We start from the raw sequence: 15,605 nt of genomic DNA on the forward strand, positions 1-15,605 counted from the left end.
GTCCCCTCCCGGAGAAATAAACACTTCCGAACCTGTTTCAGTTATGGAACTGAAAACACCGGTTGTACTCCCCCGGACATCACTAATTAAGAAATGGAGAGTTATCATGAAAAATATCGTATTAGCATCCTTGCTGGGCTTTGGCTTAATTTCTTCGGCCTGGGCCACTGAAACCGTGAATATCCATGAGCGGGTCAACAATGCACAGGCACCTGCTCACCAGATGCAGTCTGCTGCGGCTCCTGTCGGGATCCAGGGGACTGCACCTCGTATGGCCGGTATGGACCAGCATGAACAGGCCATTATTGCTCATGAAACCATGACGAACGGGTCGGCGGATGCGCACCAGAAAATGGTGGAAAGTCATCAGAGGATGATGGGAAGTCAGACCGTTTCCCCTACCGGGCCGTCGAAGTCATTAGCGGCAATGAATGAGCATGAAAGAGCTGCAGTTGCCCATGAATTTATGAATAACGGTCAGTCTGGCCCACATCAGGCCATGGCCGAAGCGCATCGTCGCATGCTCAGTGCAGGCTGACGGCGAGGGAAGTATCTGTGCTGTCCTTATTTCCTTGATAGATTTTTCCGTAACCGGATATATGGCAACATCTTTGCCCCCTACAGGGGGCATTTTTATCAGATTCTGCTACAGTTAACGGGCATCAACGCTAAAAGGATATTTTTTATGAAAGCCAGAAACACTTTATTTGCAGTATTAATGTTATCCCTGCCAGCGATTTCAGCAGAACATTCAGAAATGAAAATGACTGATATGTCTACCTCGGCTTCGTCACAGGAATATATGGCTGGCATGAAAGACATGCATGACAAAATGATGGCTGCCGTAAATGAGTCCGATCCCGACAAGGCTTTTGCGAAAGGCATGGTAGCGCACCATGAAGGGGCAATAGCAATGGCTGAGACCGAGCTCAAATACGGAAAAGATCCGAAAATGAGAAAGCTCGCGCAGGACATCATTAAAGCTCAAAAAGGTGAAATTGAGCAGATGAATAAATGGCTTGATAGTCAAAAGTAAACATTGTAGAAATGTCACGACAAGCGTGATTTTACATCGTTCCTGGGCGCGGGAGTCGGTTAATCTTTATATAATTCAAACCCGATTAATTTCGGGTTTTTACTACTCTGTACTCCGGTCCTTTGTTGAGGACCGGAATATATGCACCTGAGATGCTTATTTAATACATTATCTCGTCATGGATACAATGTCGCTCAGGATCTCAACCAGCTCGCTTCTCTCCTGCGTTCCGTCATGATAGGTTGATCTTGAGATGATTCTTTCTGATGTCATCTGAGGCCAGAATTTATCTAGTACATTATCGGGTTTCATTCCCACAGCCCGGCCGATTATTTTTTTAGCGTCACAGGTGTCCGTAAACGTGACGGCTACACCAGTAATTTCCTCGATAAGATCCGGGCACAGATAGTTTTCTATCTCACGTTTGCGCGTAGCGAAAAATACCTTACCGGCCTCCTCTACTTCTTTTTTACGCTTCTGGATGGACAGAACCTGTGCAGGGTCTCCCCCAATATCGGAGTCCAGAAATACGCACCAGGGAAGCCCCAGATCTTTGGCCAGATTCAATGTAACCCAGTGTTTGACGCTACCACACCCTCCTATGAGGACTGGCACTATTTTCACGTCCTCCAGAGAGGCTGGCAGCGCACCTGACTGTTTTAATGAACTGGCCGCATGCCTCAGGAAAGTAACATCCGACTTTCCCTCTACCAGAACAATCCCCTGCGCCCTTTCCATACCGGTCTCTGGCAGCACCCCCAGGCTTTCAGTGGCTTCCTTCAGCACTGCGTCATCCGGCATTTTTACTACGGGTTCACCCGCCTCATTTCGGGTAACATAACGTACGCCTTCGACAGGGATTAATCCGGCCAGCGCCGGGACATGGGTGGTGACGATAATCTGACGGTGCGGCTGGCCTGCCAGTGCCAGTAACGCTTTCATCAGCATCATCTGATAGTTCGGATGCTGTGACGTTTCAGGCTCCTCTATGGCATAAATCACATTTCTGGGCGTCCCCGCGACATTCTTTTCAGCCTCAGCCCGAAAAAAATTCAACAGGATAAGCCTCCTTATCCCGCTGCCGCGCTTATTGATGGGGATGCCATTTTCCCCGTCCAGGGTGAAATTGAAGGTCCACTTGGGTTTCTCCTTAAATCGTGGAGTCAGTTCACTGGCGAGTTCGGGGGCCATTTCACGTAATTTATCCAGCGTTCTCTGTGCGACATCCAGGACGCTGTCCTGAATCTCATTTTCCAGCGCTGTAATTTTGTCCTGCAGCGCAGCCTGAGCGTCTTTTACGGCCTGCTGTAAGGGGTTTTTAGCTTCGGAATCCCCGTCGCTGCTTTCCCTGTCGGCTTTGAAAATCGCATACGTGGGCAGCAAATCGAGGATCTTACCCCATAATGATTTTGTGTCGGTTCCGAACTCTTTATCGACATCCAGCATAATTTCCGAACAGGTATAGGGGGCTGCGGCTTCCCTGATGGCCTGACGCCATAACGATGCAGTGCGTTTATCCGCCACATTTTTTTCAACTTCTTTTCCCACCGCCTTGAGCTCAGAAATTTTCATGCCCAGTAAATTTCTCAGGGGCTCCTCATCCGGGTGGATGCAGCGGATGCAGGTCTGCTCCGGTTTTCCTGAGGTCGTTGCTTTAAACGTTTTGACGATTTCAAAATTGCCGTCCTCATTCAGCAGATGTTCTGAGGCGAGCGTGGTCTGCACCCTGTCGTCGATCATGATAAAATCGGGCAGGTCATCAAATTCACAGGCTATTTCAAAACGGCCGTCCCCTTCTCTTAGGCTGAAACAGTTCATGTCATTCTTGTCAGCCTTCATTCCTTCTGTTTCAAAAAAAATAGCCAGCGCTTCCAGAAGCGTTGATTTCCCAAAGTCATTACGACCGACAATACCCGTCATGCTTTCATCAATAATGATTTCAGTAGAGTTTCTGTAGCCTCTGAAGTTTTTCAGTTTTAATTTTCTGAGCCGCATATGAAGTCCTGTGTGTAAGAAAGCGTTTTGCTGCAACCTGAATACAAAATATATTTTCAAATGCCTGCCAACAAGCAGGGATAACCGTTATTCAGAATATCTTAACGACATTTCGGGATTATGATCTGGTCGCGCTTTCAGAACTTTACTGCCCCTCAAAACACCGGAAACTAACTTGTGGTTGGTTACATGGCAAAGTTAAAACTCCAGAATCACGGGTAATGATTTCAATGCTTATTATATTTTTTGGAATTGACTCATGAGCTTTATAATTTAAATGATAATAATAACCATTCTTTTATGCGTAATATTTGCTACTGACACTGATGAATTTAAAAGAAGATAGATTTTCATTTACGGATTATTTCCTAAATTCATCGATAATGTGATCGACATAAAATTTTCACTGAAGAATGAAGAGATAATTTAAGGCCGAGCGAAATAGCTCAAAATGGTGTATTTAACATAACAGAAGAAATGAAAGGCTCTATCGCAACCTGATACTTCAGGCCGCTAAGGGGTTAATCTTGTTGAAGAAAAATTAGACCGGGAAGCGCCAGGCGTCACCATTTCTCCCGCCTGGCTGGAAGTGAAGAATAATTGTGCATAGCTCCGTATTCGGGCTTTGCATCTGACAATGGTTCCCTGGATGAAAGTACGATCTCCACTCCAAGGACGCTGAACACCCTAAACAAACGCTCAAAACCCGCACTTGCAGGGTTGGCCTCTAGTCGGGCATAAGTTTGCTGTGTTATACCCAAACGTTCAGAAACATCTTTTTGCGTCAGTCCATTGGCTTTGCGAAAGCCGATTAAAACAGGACGTAACTGATTCAAAGTCTTCAAAGCGTATTGAGTGTTCATAAGTGACCTTCCGTATCGACGAGTTAACAAGCATAACGCAGGGATTTACAGCATATAGGCTGTAATGCTCATTAACAGACTATAGGCTGTAATACGAATCCTGCCAAGATGCGGCATCTTTCAAATACAAGGCCGTATTGGGTAAGCAGTACACCGTTATATAGCACCCCTTGCCCCTTTGCTGGAGAGGGACCCACGTGATCGCAGGTCTTTTAGACGTTGTTGCTAACCGGCATCATACACAGGTGGTAACCCCCAGGGAAACTCTATGAGTGATAATTTATTCCTGCCCCAGTCAAAATATAAAACCTTATCTAACTAGCTTTCTTAGTATTTTATAAATGAAGTGAAATTAGCGAAGAAGTTTTACATTGTAAAGTGAGCAAAAATATTTACCATTCAACTGGCAAAATTTACAATCTGCAGCCCTTAGCCTGAGAAAATGCACATTAACAGAATAATCATCAAGTCCGATAGAGGCATAACTTACGTCCTCAAAAATATCAGAAATAAATGAGTTGAAATTACAAAAATTAACTTCACTTAAAATCTTGAACACCGCAGAAATATATCTATCATGCATTATCTTGACTTCGATAACCTTAGATAAACTTGAATGCGACTTACATTTGAAGAGATCAAAGAGAAAGTAAATCAGCATATTTTTATTGTCCGAAATCCATTTTAAAATTTTATTACGTGCACATGGTAATATATACACTGGATTTTTGAAAGGGTTTGAAACGTCAACCACAAGGGAACAATAACCATGAGGATTTATTCCACTTATAATTAAGTCACTAAGTCCTTTCACTGCATTCAAATAGTTATCAAAACAAACCTCATATAAACTGGTACTATGAACTGCACATTTAGATTCAAACAACCATCTATGACGCAGATAACCAATGCCTTTAGAGTGTATATCTTCAACAATACATTTGTGACAGTAACGAATGTTTGAGATGTTTACCAATGGATATGAATTAGTTATGTGAAAATTTTTCCGACAGGCATCTTCAACAGCGTTAAAATACCCGTAAACACCAGAAGATAACGACACTATATTGGAAGTTAGTATATAACCATTTCTAGTGGCAAGAATGTCATATATATCCTGCAAGCTATGCAATTTGTACATATCAATCAGTTCGAAACGAGGAAAGGCATCGTACCTTAGTGCGCCATGCTTTGATATTATGTTCCTGCAATTGGATAAGTTATACATTATCTGTGAACGCAGAAGAAAACTGTGCCACAATTCATTTTCGTAAACCATATAACTCCCTCTTATTTAATTAGTTCCATTTTTCTGAGAAGTATCATTGTCATTGGTAGTTTATCTCTGTATTTCAAAAGCCAGCCATGCCCTCCCAGTAAAGCATCTAGACTTGTAAGTGACATCGAGTACTGCCCCTGAGATAAAACATCATTTATTAATGATGATGAGATAATATCTCTCTCGCTCCAGTCTACTCTTTTATTTTTATAGCATCGTATTGTTTTAGGAAGACAGGAATTAAGCCAGTCACATTCATGTTTATTTAGCCAATAGAAACTTGCATAACAACTTTCTTTGACTAACTTTCGTGTTATAGAAACGGATTGATTATGTATAAATCTTAATATTTTCTGCTTATGACGCCGTCTTAAAGAATCTTTTTTACATTTTTTACGCCATGAGCATAAACCGTAACAAGATGAAATTACAGAGGATACAGCTCCTTCCGATAATGAGTTTTTCTCAGCTATGGATGCCAGACTAAACCCCCTTACAGCCATAGACTTGATAAGCAATTCAGTGAATATATTAATTTTTGTGTTTCGCTTAAACGCCCTCAGGTATTTTTTATAAATAAGTGTTTTAATGTAACATCTGCTGCGACTAAATTCCTTCCCAAGGTTGCTAACACTAGTATTATTTTCAACTATATGAAAACTGTATTTCTTATGACTTTTAAAGATTTCTTTCTTTTTATTAGTACGACTTCCTGCATACGTTGGCCAGCAAGTATTTAACAAACAATAACAAAGCAAAAGATGCTTTGTGGGATGCTGACAACATTTGTCTTTGAGTATAGGCTCCCAGTAATGATAATCAGTTAGGGATGTTGGTATAAGTCCCGATGAACCCTCCCCAAATAACTGGCACTTAGCATAAACATGTGCGTAGAATACATTTTTCTTTAAATTTCCATCCAATGATAATAAATTCAACTTTTTAAGTACATCCATGTAATTGGGGTGTGTAATATCTTTTCTTCTGATTATATTTAGGGACTCATAACAAAACTTAGCAAAATCGAAGTCTATCTCATTGCTAAGTTGTTCTGTATACGAAACAGGAGGCATCAGTCCAATACGTATGTGCGGTGAAGAAGGGACATGGATGCTTTCAAGCGCTACCGGATGCCGATGGCAGGTTGTAACCCCATGAAGCTGATGCGCCAGATGCCAATAAGTAACACCATAATGAAAAGTATCTTCACGAGCGCAAACCGGGCAAAACTTCAATAGTGTGCGCTGCCCTAGTGAAAAATTACTAAGGCGGCACAATCGATTAAGCCTGGCAGGGGTCGTGTTGAAATCCATAATTTCATTACGACTGATTGGTAGTGCCCAGGCAAAAAGAGGGAGTAAAGTCTGTTCATGCCAGAGCTGATCTGCACTTTCGGATGTATGAAGAGAAATAGCCTTTAATCCTGAATTGAGAATTGGATGGACGTTCATATCAGGTTTGTTGAAAATGATCGTTAACAGAGAAGATGGGGACATACCGTACACGGTAGTTGTCCGACAAAACCGGCTGAACAAGGATTCATCAGGCAAAACAGGCAACATTCTCATTTCCCACACCTCTCTTTGACCGTTACGAACTGTTACCTCATTACAATTTATTAAGTGGATCTATATTTATAAGCCCGCAACGCTGAAGAGCATCGTAGGTATTTTTCTTTTCAGCTGTTCTGTTGATAACAAGATCGTGGTCAAGAGACAGTATTTTCTCGTCGAAATTGCGCAAAACCTCGTCTATTTTTCCTACGAATTCCTTGTGCTGTGGCCTGTCTATATCCCCAGGGATCAAAGACTTTAGGGACTTCTCTGCCATGATTTTAGCCGAAGCATCACCCTCATTAGATGCAGAGAGCCATTTAGCTTCCTCATCTTCAGTCGCGGCCCCCGGGAGTGGAGTATCCTTATATTCCTCCGTATGACTCACGAGTACCGGTACAGAGGCCGACAAGACTGCGCCAGTGATGATTTCATTGCCGCTACCGATAACCTTTAATTGTGCCCCCCGATAAATCATCTGAGCCAATCCAATATTGCCTTTAGATAAAATGAATAATTTTTCGTTTAACTCATCATTTAATGGAGTTTCAACATTTGTCCATTGTAATGGCCATAAATAATGAATAAACGATTGCCAGTCTTGTGAATCGTATCTAACATTCTTAATTTTCATGTAACCACCAGACTCTGCCCGCCTGGCAATTCTCATTTTCTTTGTCAGCGTCTCGTCAAAAGGATGATTTCCACAAAAAACCATAGATACCCCCATGGAATCTACAATTTCATGTAAAAAATCAATCAACTTACTCTCACCCCCGGTTCTTGAAAATTTAAGCCTCTGCATTTCATCAATAACAAGGATACCCAAAAATGATGATTTAATTCTTTGTGCAATCTGGCGAGCCAGAGCACCATTTCTAATCTCAGGTGTAGTTCGTTCAATACCAATTGCATCATCTAATTTTTGTAAAATCTCTTCACAAAGGTCTCTCACACTTGAATTGTATGGACAATTAATCTTTACCCATACAATTTGCTTACTGAAGCCGGGAAAAACTCCTTTATAGCTGCTGTGTTCTATAATCTGAGGGAAATGATCCATGACTTGCTCAATCATGGTAGTTTTTCCAGAACCACTCATTCCAACTATCGTAATAGTTTCAGCCTGGGATTTAAAATATCCACTTTCTGGCTCAATATCAGGACGCTCATTTCCATAGTAATGAAGATATTGAATTGTTCCGCTTTTTAAAGGATTACGAGCTGCATAGCTTTCCCTAAGTGCCCGTAAGATCATCTTATAAGCCTGGATAAGATTGGTTTGAGGGCAACGGAATTTCTTTATACGTTCGACATACTGCTCTCTAACATTCGCCGGGGCAGTCCAGCGGATTTTTTCGTCAATTTCGGGGAAATAACTCATTTCCAGAAGTACTTCATCTTCCGTAAGCGCTTCAGGAAGTGCTTCAATTAAGGGATTGCCACGATACTCAGGTAACTCCTGTTCTTTATATATCGCTGAAACGCGCCGTATAAGATTCATTATTCTGCGTCCTCAGTCTTCTTCTTACCTTTTAACCATCTTTGTTTCTCCTCCCGGCCAGGCAAAAGCAGAACATTACTGGATGAAGGAAGTAGGGGTTCAGATCTTCCATTAGCAACATGAGTTCGCCCTAATGAATCAAGTTCATTTTTCCTGTTCTTTTTAATATCTTTACCATGTACCCGGCGAGATTCGTATATTTCATTTAATCTTTCGTTACCTTTCCTGTTAAATTCATCTTTATTATTGATATTGCTGAGCGAATCCAGAGTAAATAAATTAATTTCTTTTTGAGTATCTACCCAATCAGCCATTACATCTGTATCAAGATGAGCTTTCCCTTTAAATACATCTCTTTTCTTAAGTAGGTAATGTTTTTTGAAAATGCTATTTTTGTCAAATCTTACATATATATAATCTACGCAATTGTCATCTATTCTTGCTTCACAAGTGGTTCTTCCAAATACTCTGACACCTGATGCAATTTCAGGATCACATTCATAAAAAAGATTATTGTACTGAATCCCACCGGCGGTAATGTTAGCGTTCACAGGGATTAACAATCGTGCGATCACTTCGTCGGCCCCAACGGCTCTTGCGCTGAATCTCCCGTGCTTTAAGCTTATCATCCAACTATTTTTTGGTGATATTACGAGATCATTTTCAATCAGTAAGGGATTGATATAAGCCAGTTCCTCATACGTTCTCTGATTATGTGCAAGTATCTCCCGAATCAGTAAAGACGTGACCTCCTGAATCGTTAAACAAGCCCTGGATTGCGGTGTTGGCTCTCCTTTAACAATCTTTCCCCTTCGTGTTGTTCCAATAAGCCTATGAATAACCTCATCATTCAGAATGCCGAAACAGCGTTCAACAATGCTTTTTCTGTCGCCTCTACCGACTGGCGCAAACTCAAGTTTTGTCAGGGGGGTCATCTCTTCCTGAGGTTTAAGACCAATCATCTCCCCGTTGTCACACATCAATGTTAATGGAATGTGAGAACAAGGCCAATCATCATCAGTAATAGAGATTCCAAATAATCTACAATATTCTTTTTTTGGCATAAAGCAATTTGCTAACGCTTGTCGGGCGGCTCGCCATGAAGCATGGTATAAAGAAACATGAAGGCCAACAATCATTCTTGTTGCACGATCCACCACTGTATAAATAGTAGGACGCCCAATGACTTTTCGTCTGTTTAAACTCGAAATAAGATGTACATCAGCGACAGTTGAGTCTATTTCGAAAACATCACCCGGCAAAACAGTTGTATTAGCCACACTACCTAAAAGCGCCCGCATTTTGAGGTCTATTTCTTTTTTCGTGTTCTTCTTATTTATCGAGAAATCTTTAGTGAAGAGTTTTTTATTCCAGTATGAAAATTGTTTTAAAGAAGGAACATATGGAGCTCTATTTTCTAGGTTTGCTGTTTTAATTTCATCCCTAAAATACAAATCAATATGTCTCTCTAATGTTTTCTTTATCGTATCTCCGTTAACTTTATAATGATACGTAATGAGAGATTTTCTAATATTATTTATATCTCTTTCATTAAGAATGAAAACACGTGATCGTTCATTAGGTAATGCTCTGTTTTTTTTGGAATTCCCAAGTTTAATTTCATGTTTGATTCTACTTTTCCCAGCGGCGCCACAGTTCGAGAATGCGGGTAGCAATGCATAAATATCCTGCCCATGTCGCCAATACAACGCCAGAAGCGTTCTGATAGTATATTGTGATATTTTTTTATTTCTTGAGTAATCCATTAAAAGGTGCGACTTTTTATGTAATGCATAGTCGAACAGAAACATTCTGTCATCTACAAGATCTTTAATGATATTGTAATTTTCATCTCGCCTTCCTCTGTCTTTATCTGTTAATTCTTTCTCATCTACTAACATATATGAAGGATATATATAATCTTTACAAGTTATGCTATTTGATTCAATATAATATTTAAACATTGAAAATGAGAAAGGGATTGGCTTACCCGTTCTTTCTGATTTTATTTTAAACAAAATTAACAAATCGACCTTTCTGTCAAAATCCAAAACACGGTAAAGTCCCTCTGCAAGCAAATCAGTGCCTTGAGAGAGCCAGACTGAATTCCTAATAATATCCATTTGCGTTCAGTCCTATATAGTGGTCATTGGAAATTATCTTTATCAGACCGGTTTCGAGTATTGGATATGATAAATCAACATTTATCATTTTTAATCCAATCATTGCCTGCAATAACATCATCGCTTCTTGTGCGTCTACCCCAAAGATTGATGAAATCATTGCACGTAGTCCTACTATGGGATAAACATCTGGTTTAAGCTTCCATAGGATTTTATCAAGAGGATATTTATCATAAAATTCAGAACCATCTCTTAATACAGAAGTAGCCCAGCAAATGTTTTTACCGACGACGTTATTGAGTTCCGAGCCAACATAAATTTGAAACTCAACATCAATCAACTGCCAAAACATCCTCTCTATTTCAAGTTTTTGGGCTTCGCGTTCAGGTATGCTCTCGTTATGTTTTACTGCTATAGCTTTGTATCGAAGTCCGCCTTCAGGAGTTCTCAAGGTCAGTAAAAAATCGGTTGTCATAACATTCAGAACTTCGACAGGTACTCCTCTTACTCCCCTCACCATAGGATGTTGAAAATGTAGATGATTTGCTATTTGTTGGGTAAGCCGGAGAGGAAAGAGTGGGAATTGTTCCCGGATATCAATCACCGAGTCATTAAACTCAGCCAGATAGAAAAAGTTACTTTCGACAGAAGAAAGGAGATGATGGTTTCGAAACGTCTTAAGGCCAAAGACTATCGAACGGTTTCCACGGGATTTAACGTCCTGAGCTCTAAGCCAGGGCTGATAACTTTGGCCATAGCCCACTCCTATGCCGTCACCTAGCGCATTTTCATAATCCAAATAGGATTTGAGACGCCTACCCCTAGCCATGATCGTACCCTAAAAACGACATTGATACGTACCTATATGTGCATTTTATAGTCTCCAACCCTATAACCACACATTCAGTAAGTATACAACATTAGCGTCGTTTTTTGAGAATGGTTACAACTTTAGTGCTTTGTGTACAACTTTATTGTCCTCGGACATCTGCCAGCGCCTGAGCACATGCCCAGGCACTTGCCCATGCCCACTGGAAGTTGTACCCGCCAAGCCAGCCGGTGACGTCCATCACTTCGCCAATAAAATAGAGCCCCGGCACGTTGCGCGCTTCCATGGAGCGGGAAGAGAGTTCATTCGTGTCGACCCCGCCCAGCGTGACTTCTGCGGTGCGGTAGCCTTCCGTGCCGTTTGGCTGCACGCGCCAGTTTGTCAGCGTCTCCACCAGCGTCTCCTGCTCGCGGCTGTTAAGCTGCTTGAGCGAAACATCCGGGATCTGCCCCAGCACCTGCAAACATTCCACCAGACGCTTCGGCAGCTGCATTGCCAGGGTGTTTTTCAGGCTCTGATTCGGGTGCGCCACACGCTGCTCGTTGAGGAAGGCATCCAGATCGCAATCGGGAAGCAGGTTAACCGTGACAAACTCCCCCGGCTGCCAGTAGCTGGAGATCTGCAGTACCGCCGGGCCAGAGAGGCCGCGGTGAGTGAAGAGCAGGTTTTCGCGGAATACCGTACCGTCTTCGGCGGTGATGACCGACGGAACCGAGACGCCAGAAAGTGTCTGGAGTTGTTCCAGCAGCGGTTTATGCAGCGTAAACGGCACCAGCCCCGCACGCGTTGGCAGCACCTTCAGGCCGAACTGCTCGGCAATCTTGTAGCCAAATGGCGAGGCACCCAGACCCGGCATAGAAAGACCACCGCTGGCGATCACCAGGCTGTCGGTGCTGACGGTTTCACCGTTGAGTTGCAGCGTGTAACCTTGCTCATCACGCGCAACGTCCAGCACTTCCGTGCGCAGGCGCATCGTTACACCGCCCTTCTCGCACTCGGCCACCAGCATATCGACAATCTGCTGCGCGGAATCGTCGCAGAACAGCTGACCCAACGTCTTCTCATGCCACGCAATACCGTGTTTACCCACGAGGTCGATAAAGTCCCACTGGGTGTAACGCGCCAGCGCAGATTTGCAAAAATGACGGTTTTGGCTCAAATAGGCCGCGGGTTCAACATACAGATTAGTAAAGTTGCAGCGCCCACCGCCAGACATCAGGATCTTACGGCCTGGTTTTTTACCGTTATCCAGTAACAGCACGCGACGACCCGCTTGTCCGGCCATCGCCGCACAAAACATACCCGCCGCACCGGCGCCAATGACCACGGCATCAAACCTTTCCACGTCAAAACCCTCTTTGTTCACTGCCGCGGATTGTAAAGTTTCCTCTGTGGTCACACCAGCGTAAAAAGATATTACAAAGCCATTTCATTGAAATTTAAAGAATATCCTTTCAGGCACTTTTCCCAAATCAGGTGGTATGTCAAAAAAAGTCTATATTTCACTTTGCCCGCCGTGCATTTGTCCTGGATAATGCGCCGCGTTCATGTCCTCAAAATGGCGTAACGTCCTATGCTACATTTGTTTGCCGGCCTGGATTTACATACCGGGCTTTTATTATTGCTTGCTCTGGTTTTTGTACTGTTTTACGAAGCGATCAACGGCTTCCACGACACTGCAAACGCAGTAGCAACGGTTATTTACACTCGCGCAATGCGATCGCAACTGGCGGTTGTTATGGCGGCGGTATTTAACTTTTTTGGTGTCCTCCTGGGCGGACTGAGCGTTGCGTATGCCATTGTGCATATGTTGCCAACGGATCTGCTGCTTAACGTAAGTTCTGGCCATGGCCTCGCTATGGTGTTCTCAATGCTGCTTGCTGCAATTATCTGGAACCTCGGTACCTGGTATTTCGGCCTGCCTGCATCCAGTTCTCACACTCTCATCGGCGCGATTATCGGTATCGGGTTAACCAATGCCCTGATGACCGGTACATCGGTTGTTGATGCGTTAAACATCCCGAAAGTGCTGGGGATTTTTGCCTCGCTTATCGTCTCCCCAATTGTGGGTCTGGTGGTTGCAGGTGGATTAATTTTCATCCTGCGTCGTTACTGGAGCAACACGAAAAAGCGCTCCCGTATTCACCTGACTCCGGCAGAGCGTGAGAAGAAAGACGGTAAGAAAAAACCGCCATTCTGGACACGTATCGCTCTGATCATTTCTGCAATCGGCGTGGCTTTCTCACACGGTGCGAACGATGGTCAGAAAGGCATTGGTCTGGTGATGTTGGTTCTGATTGGCGTTGCGCCAGCAGGTTTCGTGGTTAACATGAATGCCTCCGGATACGAAATCACCCGTACCCGTGATGCGGTGAATAACGTCGAGATCTATTTCCAGCAGCATCCTGATCTTCTCAAGAAAGCGACCGGCGTTGACCAGTTGATTCCTTCTCCGGAAGCGGGCGCTACCACCGTACCAGGCGAGTTCCACTGCCATCCGGCAAACGCGATTAACGCGCTGGAACGTGCGAAAGGCATGCTGGGCACTATCGAGAGTTATGACAAACTGACCGTTGAACAGCGTGGTCAGCTGCGTCGCATTATGCTGTGCATCTCTGATGTGACGGATAAAGTGGCGAAGCTGCCTGACGTGAATGCTGATGACCAGCGTCTTCTGAAGAAACTGAAAGGCGATATGCTCAACACCATCGAGTACGCGCCAATCTGGATCATCATGGCGGTCGCGCTGGCGCTCGGTATCGGTACGATGATTGGCTGGCGCCGTGTGGCGACCACCATCGGCGAGAAGATCGGTAAGAAAGGCATGACCTATGCGCAGGGTATGTCCGCGCAGATGACGGCAGCCGTGTCTATCGGTCTGGCGAGCTATACCGGTATGCCAGTGTCTACCACCCACGTACTTTCTTCGTCCGTGGCAGGAACCATGATTGTTGACGGTGGCGGTCTGCAGCGCAAAACCGTGACCAACATTCTGATGGCCTGGGTATTCACTCTCCCGGCCTCTATCCTGTTATCTGGCGGTTTGTACTGGATTTCGCTGAAGCTGATTTAATCGGTTGAAGGCGACAAAAAAGCGGGTCAGGAAACTGACCCGCTTTTTTTATGTGCTGATAACTATCATGAAACGTTTGAAAACATAAGGATTTTCTGAACATTTTTTGCTCAAACCAATTTCGAAGATAAAACTATGATAGCGGTCAGAAGAAAAACCACACAAAGGAGGATGTATGGCTTCTGTCCCTATTTCAGGCCCCGGCTCAATTGTTATAGCTAACAACATGCGTGAAGCACGCCTGCACGGCATGTCGCGTAATATGGCCACTTCCTCAACGTATTATTGGTTCTACCAAAAAGTTCGTAATGGCGGTCCCTGGGATTATAAAAAATTCGACCCATATTTTGCTGCATTTGGTAACTTCAACTTCGGAGCCGCTGGCACTGCGGCGGGTATCCCTGCAAACATCCTTCTTATGGGAGCTGGCTGGGCTCAAGGTCGTGCAGGCACCTCAAAACCTGAATGGGGAAAATGGTACGAAAAGCCGCCTTACGGAGACGACCCAACCGACCAACGCAATATCAGAGAAGGAATAGACTATGCCATTCAAAACGGCTATTAAATGGATTCATCGCCTTGTTACCGTTTCGCTTCTGGCGCTGGTCATTGGTTTTCTCTGGCTAAACCACCAGCCCAGTCAGCAAAAGAGCGATGAGCTACAGCGCGTTTATAAATTATCTGATAGCGTCTGGCTCTATATGACCGTGAACAATCAGGGTGGCGCAACCGTGCCAACAATCTACCGTTACTACCTCTCGGGGGAAATATCAGGGAATGATGCTGACGTTATCCATCAGCTTGCTATGAAGCATCCTGTTATTGAAGGTACAGGCACGATTACCACTGCCAGTATGGATACAAACGGGGAAGTGAAAATTACCTATAGCGGGAAAGTTATCTCAATTCAGGACAATATCTCAAATCTCCGGTTCTCAGTTACGCCCTGAACCAGATGAAATCAGGCGGGCTTACCCCGCCTGCTGTGAAGCTCAATGCCAAATCATCAATGCAACCATACTGACCACGACCAGACCACATAAGGCGCTGGTCAAAATGAACTGACGACGCAGGCGCTCGCAACGACGGATAAACTCTTCATCGTGATGATCGCGGTAGCGCTGGTAGTAGATGTATCCCACCAGACGCATCTGTTTGCTGGGCTGTCCATGCGAGGTGAAGAAACCTCCACCGTCCACATACTGATAAAGCAACGGATCGCAACCACGAAGTACCACCAACAGCGCACGTAACGATGAGAAGTAGCGCGCCATATTCACTATGCAAACCACACATAGCGCCCAAAACAATGCGACGGTGCTAATCATACATCCTCCCCGGCGTCCGCCC

At 44.0% G+C, this 15,605-nt stretch carries 14 protein-coding genes; 5 read left to right on the forward strand and 9 right to left on the reverse strand.

From position 1 onward, the window contains the following. The first annotated feature begins 106 nt into the window (after nucleotides 1–106). Together silE and ACLHV9_RS23170 are read left to right on the forward strand one after the other, a co-directional pair. Nucleotides 107–538 carry a silver-binding protein SilE gene (gene silE / locus ACLHV9_RS23165; protein ID WP_000790485.1) on the forward strand — a complete coding sequence of 144 codons (432 nt, stop codon included), beginning with the start codon at nucleotides 107–109 and terminating at the stop codon, nucleotides 536–538. Nucleotides 539–685: 147 nt separating this feature from the next. Beyond that, nucleotides 686–1,036 (forward strand): DUF305 domain-containing protein, encoded by a 351-nt coding sequence (locus tag ACLHV9_RS23170; RefSeq protein WP_000647571.1) that lies wholly within the window; start codon nucleotides 686–688, stop codon nucleotides 1,034–1,036. A gap of 168 nt (nucleotides 1,037–1,204) precedes the next feature. Here the strand turns inward: ACLHV9_RS23170 and ACLHV9_RS23175 are convergent, their stop codons facing one another. The 8 genes from ACLHV9_RS23175 to ACLHV9_RS23210 form a co-directional block, all read right to left on the reverse strand. Then, nucleotides 1,205–3,031: an AAA family ATPase gene (locus ACLHV9_RS23175; RefSeq protein ID WP_001239419.1), complete on the reverse strand. Its 1,827-nt coding sequence runs from the start codon at nucleotides 3,029–3,031 to the stop codon at nucleotides 1,205–1,207. Between the two features lie 563 nt (nucleotides 3,032–3,594). Then, entirely contained in the window at nucleotides 3,595–3,894 is a 300-nt protein-coding gene (locus tag ACLHV9_RS23180) for a helix-turn-helix domain-containing protein (RefSeq protein WP_001097216.1), read from the reverse strand. Nucleotides 3,895–4,246: 352 nt separating this feature from the next. Continuing rightward, entirely contained in the window at nucleotides 4,247–5,173 is a 927-nt protein-coding gene (locus ACLHV9_RS23185) for a hypothetical protein (RefSeq protein ID WP_407221114.1), read from the reverse strand. 11 nt (nucleotides 5,174–5,184) lie between these two features. After that, complete coding sequence (locus ACLHV9_RS23190; RefSeq protein WP_001324699.1) at nucleotides 5,185–6,741, reverse strand: TnsD family Tn7-like transposition protein; 1,557 nt, start codon at nucleotides 6,739–6,741, stop codon at nucleotides 5,185–5,187. A 40-nt stretch (nucleotides 6,742–6,781) separates the two neighbouring features. Beyond that, on the reverse strand, nucleotides 6,782–8,230 hold the full coding sequence (locus ACLHV9_RS23195; RefSeq protein WP_001049180.1) for an ATP-binding protein: 1,449 nt from the start codon (nucleotides 8,228–8,230) through the stop codon (nucleotides 6,782–6,784). After that, a complete protein-coding gene (locus tag ACLHV9_RS23200; protein ID WP_000351437.1) occupies nucleotides 8,230–10,353 on the reverse strand; it encodes a transposase in 2,124 nt (707 codons plus the stop codon). Before ACLHV9_RS23200 ends, ACLHV9_RS23195 begins: the two co-directional genes overlap by 1 nt. Next, nucleotides 10,340–11,182 carry a TnsA endonuclease N-terminal domain-containing protein gene (locus ACLHV9_RS23205; protein WP_000090707.1) on the reverse strand — a complete coding sequence of 281 codons (843 nt, stop codon included), beginning with the start codon at nucleotides 11,180–11,182 and terminating at the stop codon, nucleotides 10,340–10,342. Before ACLHV9_RS23205 ends, ACLHV9_RS23200 begins: the two co-directional genes overlap by 14 nt. A 142-nt stretch (nucleotides 11,183–11,324) precedes the next feature. After that, nucleotides 11,325–12,527, reverse strand: coding sequence for an NAD(P)/FAD-dependent oxidoreductase (locus tag ACLHV9_RS23210; RefSeq protein ID WP_407221115.1), 1,203 nt, complete (start codon nucleotides 12,525–12,527; stop codon nucleotides 11,325–11,327). A 228-nt stretch (nucleotides 12,528–12,755) separates the two neighbouring features. Here ACLHV9_RS23210 and pitA point away from each other — a divergent pair, with 228 nt between their 5' ends. From pitA to ACLHV9_RS23225, 3 genes are all read left to right on the forward strand, one after another. Beyond that, on the forward strand, nucleotides 12,756–14,255 hold the full coding sequence (pitA, locus tag ACLHV9_RS23215; protein WP_028018333.1) for an inorganic phosphate transporter PitA: 1,500 nt from the start codon (nucleotides 12,756–12,758) through the stop codon (nucleotides 14,253–14,255). Between the two features lie 175 nt (nucleotides 14,256–14,430). After that, a complete protein-coding gene (locus ACLHV9_RS23220; protein ID WP_336215455.1) occupies nucleotides 14,431–14,820 on the forward strand; it encodes a polymorphic toxin type 44 domain-containing protein in 390 nt (129 codons plus the stop codon). Then, nucleotides 14,798–15,205 carry a hypothetical protein gene (locus ACLHV9_RS23225; protein WP_129324576.1) on the forward strand — a complete coding sequence of 136 codons (408 nt, stop codon included), beginning with the start codon at nucleotides 14,798–14,800 and terminating at the stop codon, nucleotides 15,203–15,205. The genes ACLHV9_RS23220 and ACLHV9_RS23225 overlap by 23 nt, the downstream gene beginning before the upstream one ends. A 42-nt stretch (nucleotides 15,206–15,247) precedes the next feature. Here the strand turns inward: ACLHV9_RS23225 and uspB are convergent, their stop codons facing one another. Further along, nucleotides 15,248–15,583, reverse strand: a complete 336-nt coding sequence (gene uspB, locus ACLHV9_RS23230) for a universal stress protein UspB (protein ID WP_028018336.1) — start codon at nucleotides 15,581–15,583, stop codon at nucleotides 15,248–15,250. Nucleotides 15,584–15,605: the final 22 nt, after the last annotated feature.

Origin of the sequence: Enterobacter sp. CPE_E890, from assembly GCF_046521475.1 — a bacterium.
Taxonomy (GTDB): domain Bacteria; phylum Pseudomonadota; class Gammaproteobacteria; order Enterobacterales; family Enterobacteriaceae; genus Enterobacter; species Enterobacter adelaidei.

Bases quoted from the DNA above. Each gene is read 5' to 3' on its own strand.
- silE (WP_000790485.1), top strand. From the start codon at position 107: ATGAAAAATATCGTATTAGCATCCTTGCTGGGCTTTGGCTTAATTTCT.
- ACLHV9_RS23170 (WP_000647571.1), top strand. From the start codon at position 686: ATGAAAGCCAGAAACACTTTATTTGCAGTATTAATGTTATCCCTGCCA.
- ACLHV9_RS23175 (WP_001239419.1), bottom strand. From the start codon at position 3,031: ATGCGGCTCAGAAAATTAAAACTGAAAAACTTCAGAGGCTACAGAAAC.
- ACLHV9_RS23180 (WP_001097216.1), bottom strand. From the start codon at position 3,894: ATGAACACTCAATACGCTTTGAAGACTTTGAATCAGTTACGTCCTGTT.
- ACLHV9_RS23185 (WP_407221114.1), bottom strand. From the start codon at position 5,173: ATGGTTTACGAAAATGAATTGTGGCACAGTTTTCTTCTGCGTTCACAG.
- ACLHV9_RS23190 (WP_001324699.1), bottom strand. From the start codon at position 6,741: ATGAGAATGTTGCCTGTTTTGCCTGATGAATCCTTGTTCAGCCGGTTT.
- ACLHV9_RS23195 (WP_001049180.1), bottom strand. From the start codon at position 8,230: ATGAATCTTATACGGCGCGTTTCAGCGATATATAAAGAACAGGAGTTA.
- ACLHV9_RS23200 (WP_000351437.1), bottom strand. From the start codon at position 10,353: ATGGATATTATTAGGAATTCAGTCTGGCTCTCTCAAGGCACTGATTTG.
- ACLHV9_RS23205 (WP_000090707.1), bottom strand. From the start codon at position 11,182: ATGGCTAGGGGTAGGCGTCTCAAATCCTATTTGGATTATGAAAATGCG.
- pitA (WP_028018333.1), top strand. From the start codon at position 12,756: ATGCTACATTTGTTTGCCGGCCTGGATTTACATACCGGGCTTTTATTA.
- ACLHV9_RS23220 (WP_336215455.1), top strand. From the start codon at position 14,431: ATGGCTTCTGTCCCTATTTCAGGCCCCGGCTCAATTGTTATAGCTAAC.
- ACLHV9_RS23225 (WP_129324576.1), top strand. From the start codon at position 14,798: ATGCCATTCAAAACGGCTATTAAATGGATTCATCGCCTTGTTACCGTT.
- uspB (WP_028018336.1), bottom strand. From the start codon at position 15,583: ATGATTAGCACCGTCGCATTGTTTTGGGCGCTATGTGTGGTTTGCATA.